The 22258-nt window shown below is 43.0% G+C and carries 20 protein-coding genes and 4 pseudogenes; 6 read left to right on the top strand and 18 right to left on the bottom strand.

Annotated features, from left to right (window positions below):
* The first annotated feature begins 56 nt into the window (after positions 1 to 56).
* On the top strand, positions 57 to 569 hold the full coding sequence (locus tag ACFX4L_RS12740; RefSeq protein WP_289320894.1) for a gamma carbonic anhydrase family protein: 513 nt from the start codon (positions 57 to 59) through the stop codon (positions 567 to 569).
* A 98-nt stretch (positions 570 to 667) separates the two neighbouring features.
* Here the strand turns inward: ACFX4L_RS12740 and paaX are convergent, their stop codons facing one another.
* The 14 genes and pseudogenes from paaX to ACFX4L_RS12670 all read right to left on the bottom strand — a co-directional run bounded on the left by paaX (position 668) and on the right by ACFX4L_RS12670 (position 12971).
* Positions 668 to 1549 (bottom strand): phenylacetic acid degradation operon negative regulatory protein PaaX, encoded by an 882-nt coding sequence (gene paaX / locus ACFX4L_RS12735; protein ID WP_377382587.1) that lies wholly within the window; start codon positions 1547 to 1549, stop codon positions 668 to 670.
* Between the two features lie 85 nt (positions 1550 to 1634).
* Positions 1635 to 2411, bottom strand: a complete 777-nt coding sequence (locus ACFX4L_RS12730) for an enoyl-CoA hydratase-related protein (RefSeq protein ID WP_377382514.1) — start codon at positions 2409 to 2411, stop codon at positions 1635 to 1637.
* 56 nt (positions 2412 to 2467) lie between these two features.
* Positions 2468 to 3679 (bottom strand): acetyl-CoA C-acyltransferase, encoded by a 1212-nt coding sequence (locus ACFX4L_RS12725; RefSeq protein WP_377382511.1) that lies wholly within the window; start codon positions 3677 to 3679, stop codon positions 2468 to 2470.
* The gene (locus tag ACFX4L_RS12720; RefSeq protein ID WP_061461914.1) at positions 3676 to 4548 is read right to left on the bottom strand and encodes a 3-hydroxyacyl-CoA dehydrogenase; all 873 of its coding nucleotides are present in this window, start codon (positions 4546 to 4548) and stop codon (positions 3676 to 3678) included. The genes ACFX4L_RS12725 and ACFX4L_RS12720 overlap by 4 nt, the downstream gene beginning before the upstream one ends.
* A 120-nt stretch (positions 4549 to 4668) precedes the next feature.
* On the bottom strand, positions 4669 to 6186 hold the full coding sequence (locus ACFX4L_RS12715) for an aldehyde dehydrogenase family protein (protein ID WP_061461913.1): 1518 nt from the start codon (positions 6184 to 6186) through the stop codon (positions 4669 to 4671).
* 23 nt (positions 6187 to 6209) lie between these two features.
* The gene (locus ACFX4L_RS12710) at positions 6210 to 6983 is read right to left on the bottom strand and encodes an enoyl-CoA hydratase-related protein (protein WP_377405321.1); all 774 of its coding nucleotides are present in this window, start codon (positions 6981 to 6983) and stop codon (positions 6210 to 6212) included.
* Positions 6984 to 6993: 10 nt separating this feature from the next.
* Complete coding sequence (locus ACFX4L_RS12705; RefSeq protein ID WP_089364442.1) at positions 6994 to 7770, bottom strand: enoyl-CoA hydratase/isomerase family protein; 777 nt, start codon at positions 7768 to 7770, stop codon at positions 6994 to 6996.
* Positions 7767 to 8072, bottom strand: coding sequence for an EthD family reductase (locus tag ACFX4L_RS12700; RefSeq protein WP_289320898.1), 306 nt, complete (start codon positions 8070 to 8072; stop codon positions 7767 to 7769). Before ACFX4L_RS12700 ends, ACFX4L_RS12705 begins: the two co-directional genes overlap by 4 nt.
* Positions 8073 to 8091: 19 nt before the next feature.
* On the bottom strand, positions 8092 to 8589 hold the full coding sequence (gene paaD / locus ACFX4L_RS12695) for a 1,2-phenylacetyl-CoA epoxidase subunit PaaD (protein ID WP_176432024.1): 498 nt from the start codon (positions 8587 to 8589) through the stop codon (positions 8092 to 8094).
* Positions 8590 to 8614: 25 nt separating this feature from the next.
* Positions 8615 to 9415, bottom strand: coding sequence for a 1,2-phenylacetyl-CoA epoxidase subunit PaaC (gene paaC, locus ACFX4L_RS12690; RefSeq protein WP_284471596.1), 801 nt, complete (start codon positions 9413 to 9415; stop codon positions 8615 to 8617).
* Positions 9405 to 9764, bottom strand: a complete 360-nt coding sequence (gene paaB, locus ACFX4L_RS12685) for a 1,2-phenylacetyl-CoA epoxidase subunit PaaB (RefSeq protein WP_061461908.1) — start codon at positions 9762 to 9764, stop codon at positions 9405 to 9407. The genes paaC and paaB overlap by 11 nt, the downstream gene beginning before the upstream one ends.
* Before the next feature lie 18 nt (positions 9765 to 9782).
* A complete protein-coding gene (gene paaA / locus ACFX4L_RS12680) occupies positions 9783 to 10739 on the bottom strand; it encodes a 1,2-phenylacetyl-CoA epoxidase subunit PaaA (RefSeq protein ID WP_284471597.1) in 957 nt (318 codons plus the stop codon).
* A 131-nt stretch (positions 10740 to 10870) separates the two neighbouring features.
* Positions 10871 to 11109 (bottom strand): annotated as a pseudogene (locus ACFX4L_RS12675) (ferredoxin).
* Positions 11110 to 11642: 533 nt separating this feature from the next.
* Positions 11643 to 12971 (bottom strand): phenylacetate--CoA ligase family protein, encoded by a 1329-nt coding sequence (locus tag ACFX4L_RS12670; RefSeq protein WP_377382502.1) that lies wholly within the window; start codon positions 12969 to 12971, stop codon positions 11643 to 11645.
* A 278-nt stretch (positions 12972 to 13249) separates the two neighbouring features.
* Here ACFX4L_RS12670 and ACFX4L_RS12665 point away from each other — a divergent pair, with 278 nt between their 5' ends.
* The 3 genes and pseudogenes from ACFX4L_RS12665 to ACFX4L_RS12655 all read left to right on the top strand — a co-directional run bounded on the left by ACFX4L_RS12665 (position 13250) and on the right by ACFX4L_RS12655 (position 15277).
* Positions 13250 to 13384 (top strand): hypothetical protein, encoded by a 135-nt coding sequence (locus ACFX4L_RS12665; protein WP_377382499.1) that lies wholly within the window; start codon positions 13250 to 13252, stop codon positions 13382 to 13384.
* Positions 13372 to 14814: pseudogene (locus tag ACFX4L_RS12660) on the top strand (solute symporter family protein); the annotation flags it as partial. The gene ACFX4L_RS12665 and the pseudogene ACFX4L_RS12660, both read left to right, overlap by 13 nt.
* A 16-nt stretch (positions 14815 to 14830) precedes the next feature.
* Positions 14831 to 15277, top strand: coding sequence for a PaaI family thioesterase (locus tag ACFX4L_RS12655; RefSeq protein ID WP_284471600.1), 447 nt, complete (start codon positions 14831 to 14833; stop codon positions 15275 to 15277).
* Between the two features lie 162 nt (positions 15278 to 15439).
* Here the strand turns inward: ACFX4L_RS12655 and ACFX4L_RS12650 are convergent.
* The 4 genes and pseudogenes from ACFX4L_RS12650 to ACFX4L_RS12635 form a co-directional block, all read right to left on the bottom strand.
* Positions 15440 to 16818 (bottom strand): annotated as a pseudogene (locus ACFX4L_RS12650) (allantoinase).
* 31 nt (positions 16819 to 16849) lie between these two features.
* Positions 16850 to 18112: a pyridoxal-phosphate-dependent aminotransferase family protein gene (locus ACFX4L_RS12645; RefSeq protein ID WP_377405318.1), complete on the bottom strand. Its 1263-nt coding sequence runs from the start codon at positions 18110 to 18112 to the stop codon at positions 16850 to 16852.
* Positions 18113 to 18126: 14 nt separating this feature from the next.
* Positions 18127 to 19374 carry an allantoate deiminase gene (gene allC, locus ACFX4L_RS12640; RefSeq protein ID WP_284471603.1) on the bottom strand — a complete coding sequence of 416 codons (1248 nt, stop codon included), beginning with the start codon at positions 19372 to 19374 and terminating at the stop codon, positions 18127 to 18129.
* A gap of 111 nt (positions 19375 to 19485) precedes the next feature.
* Positions 19486 to 19701, bottom strand: coding sequence for a Rieske 2Fe-2S domain-containing protein (locus ACFX4L_RS12635; protein WP_167555967.1), 216 nt, complete (start codon positions 19699 to 19701; stop codon positions 19486 to 19488).
* Positions 19702 to 20046: 345 nt separating this feature from the next.
* Here ACFX4L_RS12635 and ACFX4L_RS12630 point away from each other — a divergent pair, with 345 nt between their 5' ends.
* The gene (locus tag ACFX4L_RS12630) at positions 20047 to 21639 is read left to right on the top strand and encodes a PucR family transcriptional regulator (protein ID WP_377405315.1); all 1593 of its coding nucleotides are present in this window, start codon (positions 20047 to 20049) and stop codon (positions 21637 to 21639) included.
* 320 nt (positions 21640 to 21959) lie between these two features.
* Positions 21960 to 22196 (top strand): annotated as a pseudogene (locus ACFX4L_RS12625) (2-oxo-4-hydroxy-4-carboxy-5-ureidoimidazoline decarboxylase); the annotation flags it as partial.
* Positions 22197 to 22258: the final 62 nt, after the last annotated feature.

The following is a 22258-nucleotide window of genomic DNA, read 5'->3' as shown; positions in this document are numbered from 1 at the left end:
TGTTATACTATATTCATTAGAAAAACAATTCTGACTTTTCCAAAAGGAGCGAGACTATGATAATTCCGTACAATAATAAGAAACCCTCTATTCACGAAACCGTTTTCATTGCACCCGGCGCTCATTTAATCGGTGATATTTCGATTGGGAAAGAATCAACCATTTGGTTTAACTCCGTTCTGCGCGGTGATGAAGATTCAATCACAATAGGAGAAAAATGCAGTATTCAAGATAATTCCACCATTCATTTATTTGAAGGATGCCCAGTTGTCATTGAAGACGAAGTGACTGTCGGTCATAACGTTATCCTACATGGTTGTAAAATTGGCAAACGATCCATTATCGGTATGGGTTCAACGATATTGGATAATGTAGAAATCGGCGAGGAATGCATTGTCGGGGCGAATACATTGATTTCCTCCGGGAAAAGCATACCTCCACGTTCGCTGGTTGTTGGCTCGCCAGGGAAAGTGGTTCGCAGATTGAATGATAAAGATCTTGAATTGATCCAACTTTCGATTGATACATATGTTCAAAAAGGAAAGGACTTCAAAGGGATACTTGAATAATTATCACAAAGGGAATTTCCCCGTTGTCTTTAGTTGACTATAATAATGTAGAAAAGAGCTTCGGCAAGTCGTCATTAGCAACTGGCTGAAGCTCTTTTTCACTTGATGATAAGAGGATGATCTTTAGCATCATAGGTTTCGTCTTTCCGGCATATATCATTGTTTTCCTGAAATACGCTTTCAAAGAAACGGCTAGCTGGTTCAGCCAAGACTTGATAATACTGGCTAAATAAAAGAGCAGCATGATTCCCGTTCCACTTTGAAGGCAACAGTTCCTTTGGCAGGCCCGGATCGATAAATAAAAACTTACGGTATTCATGCACCAAGTTCGTTCGTTCCACAAAGCAATCAGCATCGGACATTTCCCCCCTGCTAATGATGCTTTGATGTACGATGAATTGTTTGCTGTATTTCTCGATGAATTCTTCATATTTATTTTCAATCTCTTCTAAATGCCAGCTTTTCTCGACAAGCGATTGGTTTTCTTTTGGGCCCTTGTACTCCGAAATGAAAAAGTCTACATACTCATTAATGTCATATTTCTCGATCAAACGATGGATTTGTTTCTCCAAATTATTAGGGGAAATCCAACAACCACTGGAAAAACTGCCAAACCCGCTCCATATTAACTCTTTACGGAAATCATCCCGTAATTGCCGCTTATCTTCAGGAATCGTGTACATTAAGACACGCCATTTTCCGTCCCAATCATTTGGTTTCATCTTATATATGCGATTGGCCGCTTCATCCATTCGCTGTACACCGCGATCGGTCAAAAAGTAATAGCTTTTATTTCCCTGCTTCTCAGACTGAATCCACCCTTGCTTGACCATTCGTGAAACGGCTACACGTACGCCCTGCTCATTATGACCGAATTCCTTTAATAACCGAATTAAACTGCCTATCCAGATTTTACTTCCATAGTTACGGATATAATCGCCGTAAATCGTAAAAATCATGGATTGCGTATTAGTTCCTATTTTTCTCACCTCATTCCCACATTGTTACTAATTTCACACGGAAGACATAATTATTATTATATCTTTTTAAAATGAAACCGCAATATTATTTACCCGTAAAATGCGTTTTCCTTCGTTCACTAAATGCTTGGAGTGCTTCCAATCTGTCTTGAGTCGGGATGGTCAATTCATAGGCTTTTCCCTCTATGGCCATTCCAGTTTGTAAGTCTGTATTCATTCCTTGGGTAATCGCATATTTGGCTTGTTTGACTGCAATCGGCCCATTTTTCATGATATCGGCTGCCAATTCCACACAGACTGACATAAGTTGATCCCTTGGCACTACCTTCAAAAGGATCCCTAATCGACATGCCTCTTCTGCAGTCAATTTTTTAGCAGTGAATATTAATTCCTTCGCTTTCATTTCCCCAATCAACCTAGGCAGCCGCTGTGTACCGCCTGCTCCAGGAATAATGGCCCAGCTAGTTTCAGTGAGCCCCAAAGAAACACCTTCTGCAGCAATTGCAAAGTCACATGAAAGCAGCCATTCAAATCCTCCCCCCAATGCATATCCATTGACGGCAGCTATCGTTGGCTGCGGTAGCCCTGCAATACTATTAAAAACATCCCGAATCGATTTAACGTTCCTTCTTACCTCCGCATCAGTCAAAGTCTTCCTTTCCTTCAAATCCGCTCCTGCGCTGAATGCTTTTTCCCCTGCACCCGTGAAAATGACGACACGGATATCGTCGTCGGCATAAACTGCATCGATGACTTCCTGCAGTTCAGAAAGTGTCCCATAGTCGAAGCAATTCAATACGTCGGGTCGATTCACTGTTATATAGCCGATTTGATTTTCCACTTTATAAATGACATTTGCCATGTGTCTTCCCCCTTTTTTAAATATGCCCCTTATGCAAGCACAACTAATAAGGGCCATCATCCATCATTTTCAATATTTTCTATAATGGCGGATATCCCCTGGCCGACACCGACACACATCGTTGCAAGACCATATCGTACATTCCGCTTTTTCATTTCATGAACAAGTGTTGTTAAAATACGCGCCCCGCTTGCACCGAGCGGATGGCCAAACGCTATTGCCCCGCCGTTGACATTCACTTTCTCCTGATCCAATTTCAATTGGCGGATGCACTCCAAGGATTGGGAAGCGAATGCTTCATTCAATTCCACTAGCCCGATGTCTTCAATCGTCAAGCTTGCCCTGCCCAATGCTTTTTTAGTGGCATGAATCGGGCCAAGGCCCATAATGGACGGTTCTAATCCCGCTACCGCCCCTACAACATATTTGGCCAGAGGTTTCAATCCAAGCTCCCGTGCTTTTTCTTCACTCATCAAAAGTAATGCCGAGGCTCCATCATTTACTCCTGAAGCATTACCGGCCGTTATAGTGCCGTCTTTAAAGATCGGTTTGAGTTTTTCCAACTTTTCGATGGTCGTGTCAGGACGAGGGTGTTCATCCTTCTCGACAATGACTTCATTCCCTTTACGATCCGTATATCGAACAGGTACGATTTCATTAATGAAACGCTCATTTTCCACTGCTTTTTTCGCTTTTTGCTGGCTTTGATACGCGAATTGATCTTGGTCCTCCCTTGAAACCGAAAAACGCCGGGCGACATTTTCAGCCGTTTGAGGCATCGAATCCGTGCCATACATTTCTTTAAGTTTCTCATTCGTGAAGCGCCATCCGATCGTTGTATCCTGAAGCTCCATTGACCCCCGCGGAAATTCACTCTCAGGTTTGGCCATGACGTACGGCGCCCTTGTCATGCTTTCGGTACCGCCTGCGATATAAATATCGCCTTCACCTACAGCAATGGAGCGTGCAGCATACATGACGGCATCCAGTCCTGATCCACACAAACGATTTATTGTCGTTCCAGCCACATTCACCGGAAGACCAGCTAAAAGGGCGGACATCCGGGCCACATCGCGATTATCCTCTCCTGCTTGATTTGCATTCCCGAAGATGACATCTTCAATTTGATCTGGCGGCAGCTCTGGATTGCGATCGGTCAGCGCCTTGATTACAATTGCACCGAGGTCATCCGGGCGAACGCTTTTCAAAGCTCCTTTATATCTTCCGATTGGTGTTCTCACAGCATCAATAATCACAACATCCTTCATTTCTTCACCAGCTCGCCATCTTTTGTATAATCGTACACACCTTTACCTGTCTTACGGCCGAGCCTGCCAGCTTTAACATACTGTTCAAGAAGGGGGGCCGGGCGGTATTTTTCACCAAGTTTACTATGTAAATATTTTAAATTATTCAAACGGGCATCCAATCCCACCAAATCACCTAGCTCAAATGGTCCCATTGGGTAATTCAGCCCTAACTTTATTGCCTTATCGATTTCTTCTGGTGTACCTAAACCTTCTTGAAGCATAAAGAACGCTTCATTACCAACCAAACAGCTGATCCTGCTGGTTACAAACCCAGGGAATTCATTAATGACCACGGTTTCTTTTCCCATTTTCCCGGCAACCTCTTTTATTATGGCTGCCGTTTCATCGCTGGTTTCAAGACCACGTACAATTTCAACGAGTGGCATCTTTTGTACAGGATTGAAAAAATGCATGGCAATCGTTTTTTCGGGACGCTTTCCATAAGAACCAATTTCCGTAGGGCTCATCGTGGAAGTGTTGGTTGCAAAGTAGCAGTCCTCTTTTGCGTGCTCTTCAATCGTTTCGAAGACGGCCCTTTTAATTTCTGCCTTTTCCGGAACTGCTTCTATGATTAAGTCGGCATATGCTGCTGATTCTTTCAAATTGGAAGAATACGAAAATCTGCTTTTTGCTGCTGCCGCCTCTTCCTGGGTGATTTTTTGGTAGCGCACACCCTTCTCAAAAATGGTATCGATCTCTATTCTTGCACTTTCCAGTGCATCTTGATTCACATCCACCAATACTACATTGAAGCCTCCTGTTGCTCCTACATAGGCTATTCCCCTGCCCATGACACCAGATCCGACAATCACTAGATTTCTAATCATTCGTTCATTCCTCCTTCAAAAATAAATAGGGGCTGGCTACCGTGAATCAGATCAGCATTCATCTATTTCTGAATTACTTCTCCGACATACCGTTCAGCCAGCCGCCTATTTTATGTTTTATTAAATTCCAAAGGGATTTAAGGGACGGCTACCATGATAGGAAATGATACTTTTCGTTTCTGTATAAAGATCAAGTGTTTCAATGCAAAGTTCCCGGCCGAATCCTGACTGTTTATAGCCTCCGAATGGTGTTCCAGGAAATGCGGAGAATGGGCAATTCACCATGACGATTCCCGCTTCGATTTGATTTGCCACTCGAGTCGCACGCCCGCCATCCTTTGTCCAAAGCGCTGACCCCAAACCGAATTCGGTATCATTCGCGAGTCTTACGGCCTCTTTTTCATCTTTGAATTTCATAATGACAACGACCGGTCCGAATATTTCCTCTTTCACTACATTCATTTCATGATTGACATTCGCTATGACGGTCGGCTCATACCAATAACCGCTTTCGAAGCCTTCAATAACCGCTGGTTTTCCTCCTGTCAGGATTTCCGCTCCATCAGCAATGGCAGATTGTACATAATTGTCGATGACATCCAATTGCCCTTGATCTATGACTGCACCAACATGTGTTTCTTTGTCGAGTGGATTGCCCAATTTCAATTTTTTTGTTTTTTCTACGAATCTGGCAACGAACTCATCGTATATGTCTTCGTGTACATATAAACGGGATCTAGCTTCGCAAGATTGCCCAGTATTGTAGAAAATTCCATATAGTGATCCATCGATAGCTGCTTCAAGGTCCGCGTCTTCAAAGACAATATTAGGGGACTTTCCGCCAAGCTCCAATGTCACCCTTTTTAATGTTTGTGAAGCTTTGCCCATGAGATCCCTGCCGATTGGCGTAGAACCTGTAAAGGCCACCTTATTCACTTTCGGATGCTCGACAAGGTAATTCCCTACATCCGATCCAGGACCTGGAATGACATTGACCACACCGGAAGGAACACCAGCTTCTAAACAGATTTCCCCTAATACAATGGCAGTCAGCGGCGTTAACGAAGCTGGCTTGACAATGACTGAACAGCCAACTGCAATTGCAGGTGCAATTTTCCAAGCTGCCATCATCATAGGGTAATTCCAAGGAATGATTTGAGCACAAACACCTACTGGCTCTTTTTCCGTATAGTTATGGAATTGACCAGGTACATTATTGACAGATCCGCGGTGTGCAACTAAAGCGCCTGCATAAAACTCGAAATCTTCAATTGCCTGCATGACTTGGCCTTGTGCTGCAGAAATGGATTTGCCGCTGTTCAGAACCTCCAATTCTACCAATTCATTAAAGCGTGAACGCATGATTGCTGCAATTTTGTTCAAAACACGAGACCGTTTATTAATCGGAGTTTTCTTCCATTTCCCGTTATCAAATGCTTCACGTGCAGCTTGAACAGCTTTTTCTGCATCTTCCTTTGTAGCCTTGGCAACCTTGGCAATGATTTCACCAGTTGCAGGATTGTACGCATCAATCGTGGTACCATCAGAGCTTTCCACTCTTTCTCCATTAATGATCAGATGATAATAATCACGCTTCATTTCCGCTTTTTCAAATGCCGCCTCTTGAACTCTAACCATGTAATCCCACTCCCTTTTCTATATTACTTGCCTATGAATTGAGCTTTCCTTTTTTCAGTGAATGCTGCCACACCTTCTGCATAGTCCTTCGTTAAGCCAGCAATTCGCTGACCCTCCGCTTCTTCTTTTAAGTATTCGTCCAATGAAAGGTGATAGGACGCCTCTAAGTATCTTTTGATTAAACCGATTGCTTTCGTTGGTTTGTTTGCGATATTCTCAGCAAAGGCTTTCAATTGCTCATTCCATTCTTCCACACCGATCACTTTTGTAGCGAGCCCGATATTTTTCGCCTCGCTAGACGTGACCTTTTCCCCCAATAAAGATAATTCCAAGGCTTTCGCATGACCAACAATCCGCGAAAGGTAATACAGATTCCCCGAATCAGGTATCAATCCGATATTGACAAAAGCATTTAAAAACCTGGCTTTTTCGGAAACAAGCCGGAAATCGCATGCCAGTGCCAGGCTGAAGCCAGCCCCTGCAGCCACTCCATTGACAGCTGCAATGATCGGTTTTTCACAGTTTGCTATTTGCTGCATCATCGGACCGTAGTTTTCGCGCAGCATCTGGCCTAAATTCATGCCCTCATCAACATCCGATAAATCTTGCCCCGAACAAAAGGCCCTGCCTTCTCCTGTAATGATAATGGCCCGCACTTCATCTGACCCCGCAGATATTTTGATCGCTTTCTGTATTTCCTTATTCATTTGGGACGTAAAGGCATTTAGTTTATCAGGACGGTTCAAAGTAAGCCAAGCCACTCCATTTCCAACCCTATATTTAATGGTTTCGTACATAGAGCACCCCTTATCCGCCTGTAAAATCCGGCTCTCTTTTTTCTACAAATGCTTTCATTCCTTCTTTTTGGTCCTCTGATGCAAAAAGAATATAGAAGTTCTTCCGTTCAAATTGCATGCCCTCATATAAGGGGTAATCAACGGCTTTATTGACGGATTCTTTAATCAGCCTTACAGCTAACGGGGGTTGCTTCGCTATCTTTCTAGCAAAATCAACCGCTTGTTCCATTAACAATTCAGGAGCAACGATCTTATTAATGAAACCATATTGCAGGGCTGTCTTGGCCTTTATCCTTTCAGCCGTCAATATCCATTCAAGTGCCTTCGTCTTCCCTACCAATTTCGTCAACCTTTGGGTCCCCCCTGCACCAGGCATGACCCCTAGTGTCACTTCCGGAAAGGAAAACTGGGTATCGCTGGCGGCAATCAAGAAATCGCAGGATAAAGCAAGTTCAAAACCACCACCGAATACAAAACTTTTCACCGCACCAATCACAGGCTTCTTGACTAGGCTTATTCGATCCCAATCGGCAAATTGGTTCGTTAACTCCATACTGATTGGATTGTCGTTCACCATCTCGTCAATATCAGCTCCAGCGGAAAACGCTTTTCCATTTCCCGATAGCAAGATCACCTTCACTTGTGTGTCCCGGTCGAATTCTTCCATGGTTGAAACTATTTCCCTAACCATTTTCCTGTTAAGGGCATTCAGTTGCTTCGGCCGATTTAAAGAGATATAACCAATGCCATCCGCGATTGACGTTTCAATGAATTGAAGCGCATTCATTTTATTTCTTCGCCGATCATCATCGTTACAAGTTTCCCGGCAAACCCCATTAAATCTTTCCCTGATGCTTTTCCTTCCGTGGAACGCATTCCTTGTTGCAGTGCATCATGGTCTTCATAATACATTTCACAAAGAATGTAATATTCAGAGTCTTTGCCCATTGGGGTCCCTACAATTTTAGTGACCTCCATTTTTTGAAGACCGGGAATTTTTTCCGTTATCGGACCATGTACATTGAAATAGTGCTCATCGAACTCTTCCTTGTTTTCAGGTTGTTTGTATAGGGCGATTAACTTTACCATTTTATAGAACCTCCATTTATTAGATTATTTTTATCATCGGTTTCATCGCTTCGAACGGATTTTTGCATGCTTTACAATATAAAATGCTGCGGCAGGCCGTTGGACCGAAGATATTTTCCATCGTGACATATGTCGATTCACAATATGGGCAATCCACATGCCATGATCCATCACTTTTCATTTGTCGAGGAGGAGGGGATATTCCGAAAACCTTCAATCCAGCTTTCCCCTTTTCCGTAATTCGATCGGATGTCCAGGAAGGGGAACGTAAAAATTCCACACTTACATTTTTTACGGCAGGCAGCTGTCGAAGGGCTGTTTCCACATTTTTTTGAATGATTGACAATGCCGGGCACCCAAGAAAAGTTGGCAGCATTTTCACCGAAACGTCCTGGCCTGAAACCGTCACGTCTTCAACCATCCCTAAATCCAGAATACTTACTGTATCGATTTCGGGATCTTTAACGTCTTCCAGGAGTTTATATATTTCTTCTGTGTTTAACTGTACGGTCGACATGATACCCCTCCCCTTTTCTATTGATTCACCATGAAGCTGCTCTATCTGTAGCGTAAACTTCGCTTAACGTTTCTAACGCCTTTTCCAAATCCTCCGTATGCTGGCCATTACGACCATCACCTCTTGCCATGCCTATTTCAATGGTTGCTGCCAAGCCAACACTTTCAAAAATTGGGGTGATAGCCTCGATCCACTTCTTCTGTAAGTCAGCTTCGCCTTCTATCAAGCCAAGCTCCACCATTTCCTCACCATATTGTCCAAGTGAAAATACGCCAGCGAAATCCGGCATCGTTTTCCCGATCGCAGCCTTCATTCTCAAAACCGCTTCTTCGTGACCAGAACCCAGCAATTGGACGAACCATGTTTTCCAGTGCATCAAATGATAGTAAAGTTCCATTTGTACCTTTTGTGCCACTTCAGCAAGCGGTTCATATGAACATGAATGAAGCGATTGAACCTTAATAGCTTTGGCTTGGGTATAAAAATAATTCCGCACTACCGCAAACGCCCAATCATAATCCGGGTCTTTCATATAGTAACCAGGTCCATTGACCAATTCGAGAATGATCGCATTGCGCCGTTCCTTGGCGGGACGGTCGTGAGCCAGCTTATCAGCATCCCCTTCACCGAGTTCATCAAGTAACTTATAATATATGGCTGCATGCCCCATCGTGTCTTGAGATATCGAAGCGGATGCAACATCTTCTTCGATATGCGGTGCGAGTCCAAGCCATTCTGCACCTCTGTATGAATGGATGAAGTCATCGTCCGCCAGTTGAAGTAGCAATTCCTTGATTGCGATGTTCTTCAATGATTCATTCTTCATTTTTCACGCCTCCAGCCCAAGACATTATCTCTTTTTCATCGAGCATTCCCTGCTCATACTTCCGCCATTTTTTCTTTAAATATCCATACCCTTTTGTGGTCCTGTAATCTTTATTATCAATACGTTGAAGCGTTTTCTTTTCCTCAATCGTCATTTTCCGTATATTCTGTCTTTTCACGACCCAGATATCATCAACTGCTTCACGTCTCATGAAATTTTCTTGTGCCATCATGATGGCGATATCCTCATTGGGGGCCAGCAGGCTGAAGTGGTATTGAACGGGTGAAGTTTGCGTTTTACGGCTAAATACTTCAAATTCTTCAAAGTAATTTTCTTGTCTAGTTTCCATATCGTCCTTCCCCCTCCCTTAGATGATCTTTGGCGCTAACGCCTCGCGTACCCATTTATTATTTTCATAAGAAATCCTTCGAAGACTTAAGCGGTCCTGTGAACGGGGGCCTTCATTCCTTGCGAACACTTTCAATTTCCCCCAATCCGGTTGTTGGTAAATCCAGGTTTTCGATTCTTTATCAAACCTTAGTGTTTCATCGGGAATGGTAAAGCCAAGTGAAAGGATCCGCTTCACATATTTAGAAAAAAAGGCTTGGCGAAGCTCTTCATTAGTACTTGTCCTGATTCTGTACTTAATCGTTATATCCTGTTTGGATGTGCCCACTTCATTTTTACTGGGAGGTCCAAAGAAGAGTAATAAAGATTCCCACCAATAATTGATGGAGTCTTGAACCAATTCCCTTTGTTCTTCCGTTCCTTCAGCCAAAGCCATGATTATCGCTTCACCATGCTGAGCGTGAAAAACTTCTTCCGCGCAAATTCGCTGTAATGCTCGGGCATAAGGTCCGTATGAAGCGCCAAGCATGTTCGTCTGGGAAATGATGGCTGCCCCATCAACCAGCCACCCAATCAATCCCGCATCGCCCCAGGATTTGGCTTCCATATGGAAGACATTATGAAACTTTAAATCTCCATTAAATAAATCTTGCATAAGGTCATCCCGTTTTTTACTGTACGGCTTTAGCAAATCCTCGGCGACTCGAAGCAATAATTGTCCATGCCCCATTTCATCTTGCACCTTTGCCATGATTCCAAGTTTCCTATTTAAAGTCGGGGCTTTAGGTACCCATTCCTTTTCCGGAAGCGCTCCCATGATTTCACTGATGCCATGCATCGATATTAACTTGATGAGTGTGCCACGGTAATCTTCCGGCATCCAATCATCCGCTTCTATCTTTTCTCCTGCTTCGATTCTGGCAATAAATTGGTTTAGTTTTTCTTGTTCTGCCATATCATTTAAAAGAACGTTCATCCAATTCACCTCTCATATATCAATGTAACGTTTATATAACGTTATTATATTTTACTGTTATATTTAATGCAAGACTATTCCGTCTCTTTTTTCAAAATAAAAGGAAATTATAAGGGGATTTTACGATTCTTTTAATCAACTAAAACTTTAAACGGTGAAGATTCCACTTTAATTGACTCTGTTGGCAGCCTTCCAGTGCATCATCCAGATCATCAAATAAATCTTCTGCGACCACTGCAGTTCCTTCATGTTCATCCAAGATGACAAATGCCACTCCATCATCATTGTAATCAAAGATTTCCGGTGCATCGGCACCACACGCACCGCAAGCAATGCAAGTTTCTTGATCCACAACTGTATATTTAGCCAAGATGCCTTCCTCATTCTCTATTTCATGATTAGATCCTTCTTCTTTTCCATTAAGCTTGTGCCATGAAGGGGCTGAACCTTTGAAAATGGATCGATAAGTTCCTTTGCATTGCCGATTACAGTAGATGCTTCTCCAAACCCACTGGCTCAACTTTACTTTCCCTTCATAAATGCAGATATCCCCAGCGGCATAAATCCCCGGAATGTTCATTTCCATTCTTGAATTAACGACAATCGCATTTTTTTCAATATCAAGATTCCAGACTTTAATCGGACTCAAAGCCCGTAGTCAGCGGCATCCGCTTTATGTATCTCTTCTTCCCCTTCAATCACGTTTTCGAGCATCACATCGATTTCTTCTGCTCCACGTAATTCAATCCAGATGGAGTCATAAACTGAACGTCAGAATTCGCATGGTTTTCAACACTATGTTCATGAGCACGGAACTTCCCCCTCCGGTGTGCAATCTTTACAAGATTTGCGAAAGGCTCGAGCAATTAAAACCCAACTAATGGCACCCTCCTTTCCAGCCAGTTATAAACTAATCACTTCATCTTTCCGCTTATCAACGACCCGAATGGCTTTTCCTTCTGAGCGCGGAATGCTTTTTGGAATGTTGACAACAATATCCATCGTTACAAGACATGCAGATTTCATATGATGCTGAATCGTTTTCCTTAGTATCTCTACATCTCCATGCGTTAAGTCTTCTTCAATCTTCTTGTAGAAACCGCTTTCAATTTCAATGTGCAGTTCAACACCATCCATCTTCCCCTTCTTAACGAGATGAATCTGATAATGAGGCACAATTCCCTCCATTTGGAATAACACACGCTCTATTTCAGAAGGGAATACATTCACTCCCCTGACTATGATCATATCATCCGTTCTGCCTTTCACACGGGACATTCTTGTTGTGGTACGCCCGCATTTACAAGGTTCATGGGTAATGGAGGCGATATCACCCGTCCGATAACGAATGATTGGCAACGCTTCCTTTGTAAGGCTGGTAAAGACAAGTTCCCCATCTTCGCCGTCCTCAACTAGTTCAAGCGTGTCCGGGTTAATGACCTCGACAAGAAAATGGTCTTCTGCGATATGCAGTCCATCCTGTGCTTCATGGCATTCAATCGCAACTCCTGGCCCCATGATTTCACTTAGTCCGTAAATATCGATCGCTTTCAAATTCAGTTTCCTTTCAAGTGTTGCCCTCATTGCCTCTGACCACGGCTCAGCTCCGAAAATACCATACTCAAGCCCATTATCAGCAGGGTCAATCCCCATCTCCTCCATCTTTTCAGCGAGATTCAAAATATAAGTAGGGGTTCCACAAATGCCGCGCGGTTTAAAATCATTGATGATCGTAATCTGGCGATCGGTATTCCCCCCTGAAATTGGTACGGTGGCTACCCCCAGCTTTTCTGCACCGCAATGGAGGCCAAGTCCGCCCGTAAACAGACCATATCCATATGCGTTATGGAAAATATCTGATTTTTGACCTCCAGCGGCTACAATTCCACGTGCGACGATCGTTGCCCAGTTTTCCAAATCGTTTTTTGTATACCCGACAATTGTAGGCTTTCCGCTTGTTCCTGATGAACCATGAATACGCGTTACTTCCGCCATTGGAACTGCGAATAAACCGAATGGATAATGATCACGAAGAGTCTGTTTTTTTGTAAATGGAAGCTTTGTCACATCGTTTAGAGTTTGAATACCTTCTGGATCAAGGCCCAGCTCTTCAAATTTTTCTCTGTAATAAGAAACATTTTCATATACATGGCTTAACGTTTTCTTAAGACGTGCCAATTGTAAACTTTCCATTTCAGCACGCGTTGCCGTTTCAACTTCCGGATTGTACATTGTTTCAGTCCCCCTTAATTTTGCTCGTGTCCCATCCGACCCCTCTTTCATAACGTTTATAAAACGGGTATCAAATTATCGTTATGATTCATTTTCAAGATTAATACGTCGTTTCTACGTTGTCAATAATGTTTTTTTCAATTCTGCAAAAAATGACAGAATAAACAAAAAACATTTTCTAATTTACTAAATTTTCCGACTATGTTAACTTTAACAGTGATATTTCACTTTAACTACGGACGTTTTAAATTTGTACTATAACGAAAAGGGGGGTTATTATGGAATCGCCGGTTAAAGCGGGGCATTCACCCGCAGGTCATGACAGTGGAAACAAGTATCGTCAATTAATTGAAACGGAAGAATTCAAGGAACTGATTCAAAAGAAAAATGCTTTCATCGTACCGGCGGATTGACAGCATGGCAAAATGGTTTGGCCGTCGCAGGTGACTTTATGTCAGCCGCTTCTTTCCTGGGAATTACAGGTGCCATCGCACTGATTGGTTTTGATGGCTTTTATATGAGCATCGGGAACCTTGTTGCCTTTCTTGTCTTACTTTATCTTGTCTCGGAACCACTTCGTAATTTATGTAAGTTTACGCTGGCAGACATGATTTCAGCACGCTTTAAATCAAAAAAAGTGCGTGGGATAGCTGCGGCTAACACACTTGTCATTTCAATCTTTTACATGATTGCACAACTTGTTGGTGCAGGGGGATTAATTAAACTATTGCTCGGCATCGATTATTGGCTTTCCGTCCTTCTTGTCGGTATATTGATGACGATTTATGTAATTTTCGGCGGGATGAGGGCTACAAGCTGGGTGCAGATCACCAAAGCTGTTCTCTTACTAGGCGGTTCCGCTGTGCTGACGTTCATCGTATTTTCCCGTTTTAATTTCAACATTTCAGAGATGTTCCATCATGTTCAAACTGCAACACCGCTCGGAAAGGATTTTTTGAATCCTGGGAATAAATACACCGATGGACTTGACATGATTTCCTTTAATATGTCGCTTGTCCTTGGAGCAGCAGGCCTTCCGCATTTGCTCGTCCGCTTCTTTACAGTTAAAGACGCAGCTACTGCAAGGAAATCCATCGTATATTCCACATGGTTTATAGGGATATTTTTCATCATGACGATTTTCCTTGGTTTCGGTGATGCATCTTTCGTCGGTTTTGAGCGGATCGTCGAAGCGAACTCGGCAGGAAACATGGCCGCGCCCCTTCTTGCATTAACCATGGGCGGTGAATTTTTATTCGCATTCGTTTCTGCTGTGGCATTTGCCACGATTTTAGCGGTTGTATCCGGTCTTGTTTTAACTTCGGCATCCGCTTTTGCACATGATATATACGGTGAAATCATCAAGGAAGGAAAGATTACGGAAAAACAGCAAATACTCGTCGCCCGAATGGCTTCTGTCGGCGTAGCGGTCATTTCGATTTTACTTGCTTTATTTGCACAATCAATGAATGTCGCTTTTCTTTCAGTCCTTGCGCTTGGAATTGCTGCAAGTGCCAATTTACCGATCATCCTTTGCACAATATATTGGAAACGCTTCAACGCAACCGGAGCGATCACAGGAATGTTATTCGGGTTACTCAGTTCCATCATACTGGTCATGCTCAGTCCCAATGTATGGAATCCGGAACCTGGGATGGGTATTTTCACAGGCAATCCCCTCTTCACAATGAGCAACCCTACCATTTTCACCGTGCCGCTTGGCTTTATTGGAGCCTATTTAGGTACAATCCTGTCAACGGCAAAAGGTGAGGAAAACAATTTTCCTGAAGGACTGTTCAAATCCAACACCGGATATGGAATAAGTTCAGCAAAAGACCATTAAAGGAAGGGAGATTTCCATGACCACTCATTTAGATCAGGATATTCACGAATTGCATTACGACCAAATCAAACAGGTACTTGTCGACGAACCATATGCTTCTTTTCTCGGGATGAAGTTGACGAAACTCGGTCCCGGCACAGCTGAAGCAGAATTGATTCCAAGTGACCATATGCTCAATTCACACGGAACGGTTCACGGGGCGATTATCTTTTCACTCGCTGATTACGTGTTCGCAGCAGCCAGCAATTCATATGGAAAAATAGCAGTTGGCGTTTCAAACAACATCAATTTCTTATCAGCTGGCAAACGGGGTGAGACTTTAACTGCCAGAGCGGAAGAGATCAAGAAAAACCATAAACTGGCATGGTATAAAATAGACGTGGTAAATGAAAGGGAATTGATCGCGTCCATGGAAGCGATGGTATTCAGGAAAAATCAATATTTCGTTGACCAGGTTGAATAAGTAACGTTTGAACCGTACAAGCAATCCATTTGTCCGGTTTCCTTCCCCTTGATTTTCCAAGGATACATACTCAGAGATTTAAAAAAGGGGGATTTCCGATTCGGAATCACCCTCCCTTATAATGAATTCAATTGCCCCAACCTTATTTGCAAAGCCTTCTCCCTAGTTATTGACCGCAATACCGGAATCTATCACTTTTAACCATTCCCCACGCTCCCATTCACTTATTACATCAGTCTGATAAACTATTTTCCCTCTATTAATGGTAGCCGTGATTTGGCAAGGAAAGGTATGGCCCATATAAACGCTTTGCTTATGTTTCGCGAAAAAATTCGTTTCCGAAACTTCATGCGTACCATTAAGGGAAACGATAGCAAGGTCCGCATCCATCCCGTGCTTAATTTGTCCTTTTCTAGAAGAGAGACCAAATCTTTTTGCCGGGGCTGAAGCTGTCCACATAGCGACTTTATGAAGCGGGATATCGTGTAATACAGCCAACTCTATCAACGACATTAGCGAAAATTGCCCTCCGCTTATTCCGCCCCACGCTTCAAAAATATTATGTACGGCAGGATCTTTCAGCTCATGAGGGCATGGTGAGTGGTCGGAAGAAATCATATCGAATTCACCTTCCATTAAATGGGTAATCAATCTTTCTTGTTCTTCTCTTTCCCTTAGTGGTGGAGCACATTTTGCAACCGCGCCTTTTTCTATTAAATCATCCTGATTAAATAATAAATAATGCGGACACGTCTCAACCGTCACATCCAGTCCCTTTTGTTTGGCCGATTCAATTTTTCCGATGGCCAAACTACTGCTAATGTGGACAAAGTGCAGCGGACAGCCTGTTAACTCTGCATATGTAATGGCACGCCCCACAGCCTCCGCTTCCGCTTGCACAGGTCTTGTAGCAGCATAATCATTCGCACTGAATAGTCCATTCTTCTCTTTATCCTGCTTAAACCACTGAGTGATCGGATCACTTTCCGCATGAAGGGCCAATACCTTGCCCAATTCTGCAATTTTCTTCATTCCATGTAAAAGGGTGAAATCATCCGCTCGTTCAAACTCCTCATTTCCCGTCGCTGAGAGAAAAGCTTTAAATCCGATCACTCCGGATTTGGCGAGATCCTCTAAATCATCGATATTTCCCGGAACCAGTCCTCCCCATAATCCAAAGTCTATAACCGACTTCATCCCACCGATTTTGCCCTTTTCAAGGAGAGCCTTTCGATCGATGGTTGAAGGGATTCCATTCAAGGGATATCGAAATATGTGGTGCAGCCTCCCGCTGCCATCATTTGCGATCCTGTTTCAAAGCCTTCCCAATGAGCGCGGCCAGGTTCACTAAAATGCACATGGACATCAATCATACCAGGAAAGATATGCTGGCCATCCGCTTCATACTCTTCATTCGCTTTACCATCCAGATGATCCCCAACCTTAACAATCACCCCATCCCGGATTGCAAGATCAGCCTTCTTCACTTCATCAGGAAAAACTACATACCCATTGCGGATAATAAGATCATATATTGACATACGACAACTCCTCCAAAATAGTTTTATAAAATCAAAGAGTTCCCCTGGATGCAACCACTTTCTCCGTCTTTCCCACATACACATCGAGTGCAGCCTGCAAAGCCTCTCCCCGATTCACTTGGAACCCCTGGCGCAAAAGGACAGCTTCCAAGGAGGCCAATACAAAGAGGATGTTTTCTTTCCTACAGCTGAATCCCATGGTCCCGATCCTCCAGATTTTCCCGTGAAGCGGACCAAACGAGGAAGCGATTTCGATACTGAATTCATTCAACAGCATGGCTCTTACAGCTTCCCCATCGATTCCTTTTGGAATTTCGATGCAAGTTACACACGGAAGTTTGTTTTTCCCATCCCCGAATAACGTTAGTCCCATCGCCTTGATCCCCTCAACGAGAGCAGCTTCGTGGAGTTCATGACGGGCAAAACGCGTCTCCATACCTTCTTCAAGCACAAGGCGCAATCCTTCACGCAACGCATAAATCATGGAAGTAGCTTCTGTATGGTGATTCAAACGGCGCGGTCCCCAATAATCCTGCAACATGCTTAAATCGAAATAATTACTGGTGATCGGACGGCGGAGCGAAACCTTTTGGTTGTCTTCATCGGTCGCAATACCACGTTCCACCTTTTTGCGGGACTGGATGATCTCTTCTATTCGTTCATTATACGTAATCGGCGCCATACCTGAAGGAACGGACAAACATTTTTGAGTCCCGCCTATCAATCCATCAATACACCATTCATCCACCTTTACATCCGTTCCCCCGATGGAAGCAACCGCATCCACCACAAGCAGGACACCCAATTCACGGCAGGCCATCCCGATTTCCTTCAGTGGCTGCATACAACCAGTGGAGGTTTCCCCATGGACGATTGCTGTTATTTTAGGGGAGACTTTCTTGATTTCCTCGATGACAGCTCGAGGTTTGAACACCTCTCCCCAAGGACATTCCAACGTATGGACTTCAGCTCCGTATCGCTCACAAATTTCCACCAACAAGTGACCGAATCTTCCGAATATCGGAACCAGTACTTTATCACCCGGCTCAATGATGCTGCATAGAATCGCTTCATTCCCCGATCTTGAGGTGCCATCTATCGGGAACGCCCATTTATTTTTCGTTTGAAAAACCAAACGCAGCATTTCCATCACTTCATTCATGATAGCAGTGAATGCAGGATCGAATTGCCCTAATATCGGTGTGCTCATCGCCCTTAAGACACGCGGGTCCACTTCGACCGGGCCTGGTGTCATGATCGTTCTCATCGGTGCATTCAATTCTGAATATGCCATTTTAACCACTCCTTTTAATAAGCTAATTTATATAGTATTTCACTTAAAACGTCGATTCCCTTTTCCATATCGGCAACACTCGTAAACTCCTTAGGCGAATGGCTGATCCCACCCTTACTTGGAACGAACAGCAGGCAAGTCGGACAATAAGAACCAAATACCTGTGCATCATGCCCGGCTCCGCTGACCATATCTTGGTAAGGTATATTTTTATCTTCAGCTATCTTTCGGGCAAGGCGATTCATTTCCCGATCCATCGCGACAGGTTTGACATCCATCCATTGTGAAACCTCCAGCTTCATTTCAGCTTCTTTCGCCAAGGAATCGAGAGTGGAAAAGATCTCCTTACAAAACTTTTCAATAATCACTTCCTTGTGATGCCTGATATCCAGACTGAACTCCACTTCACCAGCAATGACATTCGGAACATTAGGTTTAACATTCATTCTGCCGACAGTCGCAACTAAACCCGGGTCCATCCCCTTCGCTTTTTTCGTTAAAAAAGAGATGAATTCCGAAGCAAAACCGACTGCATCCTTCCTATAGGACATGGGAGTGGTGCCCGCATGATCGCTCTCACCAATGATTTTGACCGCATAACGGCGCTGCCCGACAATATGGCTGACGACCCCAATCGTATTCTCATTCTTTTCAAGTACCATCCCCTGTTCTATATGAATTTCGACAAACCGTTCAATATCATCCCGGACTGGGGTTATATAATCTTCAGGTTCAAACCCTGATTTTTTCATGGCTTCCAAAAAAGGAATTCCTTCAGTATCCTTTAAATCCCTGACATGCTCAAGACTATAGACTCCTTTAATATTCCTCGATCCCCAAAACGTTAAAGGAAATCTGCTTCCTTCCTCCTCACAAAAGGAAACGACTTCAATCGTCTTCCGCGGTTTTCCATAGGCTTTATACAACCTCTTAACTGCCAGGAAACTAGCGACGACCCCATATGCACCGTCATATTTCCCTCCATCCTTGACCGTGTCTATATGAGAGCCGGTCAAAATGGTTTCACCGGAGGGGCCCGTTCCCTCAAGCCTGCCAAACAAGTTGCCTACACTATCAAAATATGTAATAAGGTTTTCTTTTTCCATCTCAGCTTTCATTGCCTGCTGAGCGCTCATCCATTCCTTGGAATATAATAACCGGGTCACCCCATCACTCTCCGTTGCCCCGAAAGATGCTAACCATTCAATCATCGAAGCAACTTCGTCCTTTTCATTTATGGACTGTTCGATTTGAATGCCCATCCCATCGCCTCCCTTCCAATATCCACTCATGTTATGAATATTCACAAATTTATGTTATCTATTATTTTACTTGCTTTCGCATATAACTTCATTGACAATTCTGTTAGTATTTCAGGGTATTTTTGTGCAAAATAACCAACGAAAAGCAATCAAATAATGCCTGTAAAGGAAGAGGGTGCAGAAAACCGTGGTAAGGGCATACGATTTCATCACTCTCCGCCCACCACGATGCAGACAAAGGTCCCTTGCAACGATAATCTTCCCACTGGCCCGATAAAGGACAAGGTGTACACCCAGAAGTTTAATGCCTATCGGTTTTTCCGACACTTCCCCCACTGCAGCCACACGAAACCAATATTGCGATAATACATCCTATTAATCATAGCTGAATCTGCATTCTTTCGAAAACGGCGTTACTCTTTTTTTCTTACTTGAAGTAACTGTGCTTTCACTCATTTTATCGCCGCCCTTATTCTCACGTTAATTTTTATAAAACCTTACACAAAAACCTATTTTTATACACCCTAACAATAAACCAAACAATGAAGTTCGTAAGATATGCCAAAGGATTTGTATGATATGATAATTAAAATCCGCAAAGCATGTGTGTAATCGTAATGATTCAAGATATACAGGACATGTAAAACCCTGAAGGTAACAGATCTTTTAACAATGCCCGCTTTAACCGGCATGAATATAATTGCCGGAGAAACAGGGAACGAACGCAAAGTCCAGACAGTCAACATGATGGATGCTCCAGATATCATCAACTTTTTAAAACCAAATGAATTCCTTGTGACCACGGCTTATCACGTAAAGGATAACCCACGCCTTTTGTCATCACTCGTCGAAGCGATGGCAAACCAGGGTTGCGCAGCCCTCGGGATAAAGACAAGTAGATTTCTAAAAGAAATTCCTGAGGACGTACTAGTTCTTGCCAATGAATTATCCCTTCCAATCATTGATCTCCCGGCAGAAATGTCACTTGGGGAAATTATCAACCATACATTACGGGGGATTTTGGATCAACGGGCAGCGGAATTGACATTTGCAATGGAAACACATAAGCAATTCACAAACTTAATTATGCGGGGGAAAGGAATACAAAAGCTCCTTGATCATTTATCGGATATGATTGGATACCCCATCATATTAATTGACCAGTATCTTAATCCGATATTCCATCCAATTTCAACATCCGGAATTATTCCAATAATCAAAAAAATGAGTGATGAAGGATTCCGATTTCATAAAACCAAAACTTCATTCATTTCCTTTTCATCTCTATCCAATAAACGAACCTATACAATATTCCCCATCTGTATGTATGAAGAAAAAATCGGCTATTTGACGATATCAGGGGAAATCAAGACTGGTGATAACCTCATAACACTGACGATAGAGCAGGCAACTAATGTCATTTCTTTTGCCTTGATGAAAGAGCATGCCCTTAAACAGCATGATCGAAATACCCGAAATGATTTCTTCCTTCATTTTCTGGATGGCAGTTTCTCCTCACAAGAGGAAATCATAAACCGGGCAAAAGAGTTTTCCTTACATAATGAACAAGCCTATATATGTGCAGTCGGAAAAATCGATGAATCCGAATCGGCCAAAAGTTACACACAGCTGCAACGAAGGGCTGATTCGATATACGAGTTTTTAGAAGATGAGCTTCGCATATCACCTAATCCCATCCATCTCTTTACAAAAGGTAAGAAATGCATTCTTTTATACGAAGTGAGTGAAGTCTTTGCCGATGTTCTCCAAACTGTCGAAATCTCGCTTAAATCATTGCAGAAGATAATATCCAGCCAGTTCGACTGCACGATTTCTTTCGGAGTGAGCCTTATGAGCCCGAGTTTTTTACAAACAAAAAACTCTTACAAAGAAGCGAACGACTCCCTTCTGGAAGGAGGTCGTTCGAAAAGGACAGAATATATCCAAACTTTCCGGACGAGGGATATTATGGAATTATTGAGAATCCTCCCCGAAGAAGACTTAAAGAACTTTTATCTTTTTGCACTACAGGGATTTCCAAAGATTTTCACCGAGGAGGAGCAATCCTTATTAGAGACATTATCCGTCTATCTCGAAACGCATTGCCAAATATCCGAAACTGCCAAAAGATTATTCGTTCACCGGAACACCGTTGTGTACAGACTCGAGAAATGTGAAGAGCTACTCGGCAAGAGCTTAAAAGATTCAGAGACCACACTCCAGATACGACTTGCCCTTCGCATTAAATCCTTACTCAATCTATAAAAACATCAGTCTCACCTCCCTTCACTTTATGCAAGTTGTCTATATCAACAGCCAAAAATTGTATAATCTAACCAATAACAATTTTCTGATTTTTAATTTTGATAATATTAATCAAAACAAAACGGCGCGATATAATACGACAACACGTTAGGAAAGGAGTTTTTTTATGAATGAAAGAATTAATAAGTCCAAGGCCTTCTTGGGTCTTCAGCATGTTCTTACCATGTATGTTGATGCCATCCTGGTGCCGATACAAATGGCAAAAAGTAGATAAAAGGATCCTGGAAGATGATTCCCCTTAGTCACTAAATGCACTAAGCGAAAAGGAGTTCACGAAGTTCCTTGGTGATACTTTTGAACATTCACCTTGGATTGCAGAAAAATCGGCTGCCAATAGGCACTTTTCACCAATAATCAACCTGCATCGATGCATGGTGGACATTGTAAGCAATTCATCAAAGGAAGAAAAGTTAATGTTAATCAGGAAGCACCCGAATTTTGGGGACAAAGTTGAAATGAGTGATGATTCTATTAAGGAACAGCGCGGCGCGGATTAATAGGACTTATAAACAGCCGTATTGGATACCTTATTTGGACATTCAGAAGAGTTCAGGAAAAT

The sequence above is a fragment of the Peribacillus sp. YIM B13482 genome (genome assembly GCF_042787975.1).
GTDB lineage: Bacteria > Bacillota > Bacilli > Bacillales > DSM-1321 > Peribacillus > Peribacillus simplex_A.
The sequence above is the reverse complement of the archived record's forward strand: the minus strand, read 5'-3'. Positions and strand labels throughout refer to the sequence as shown.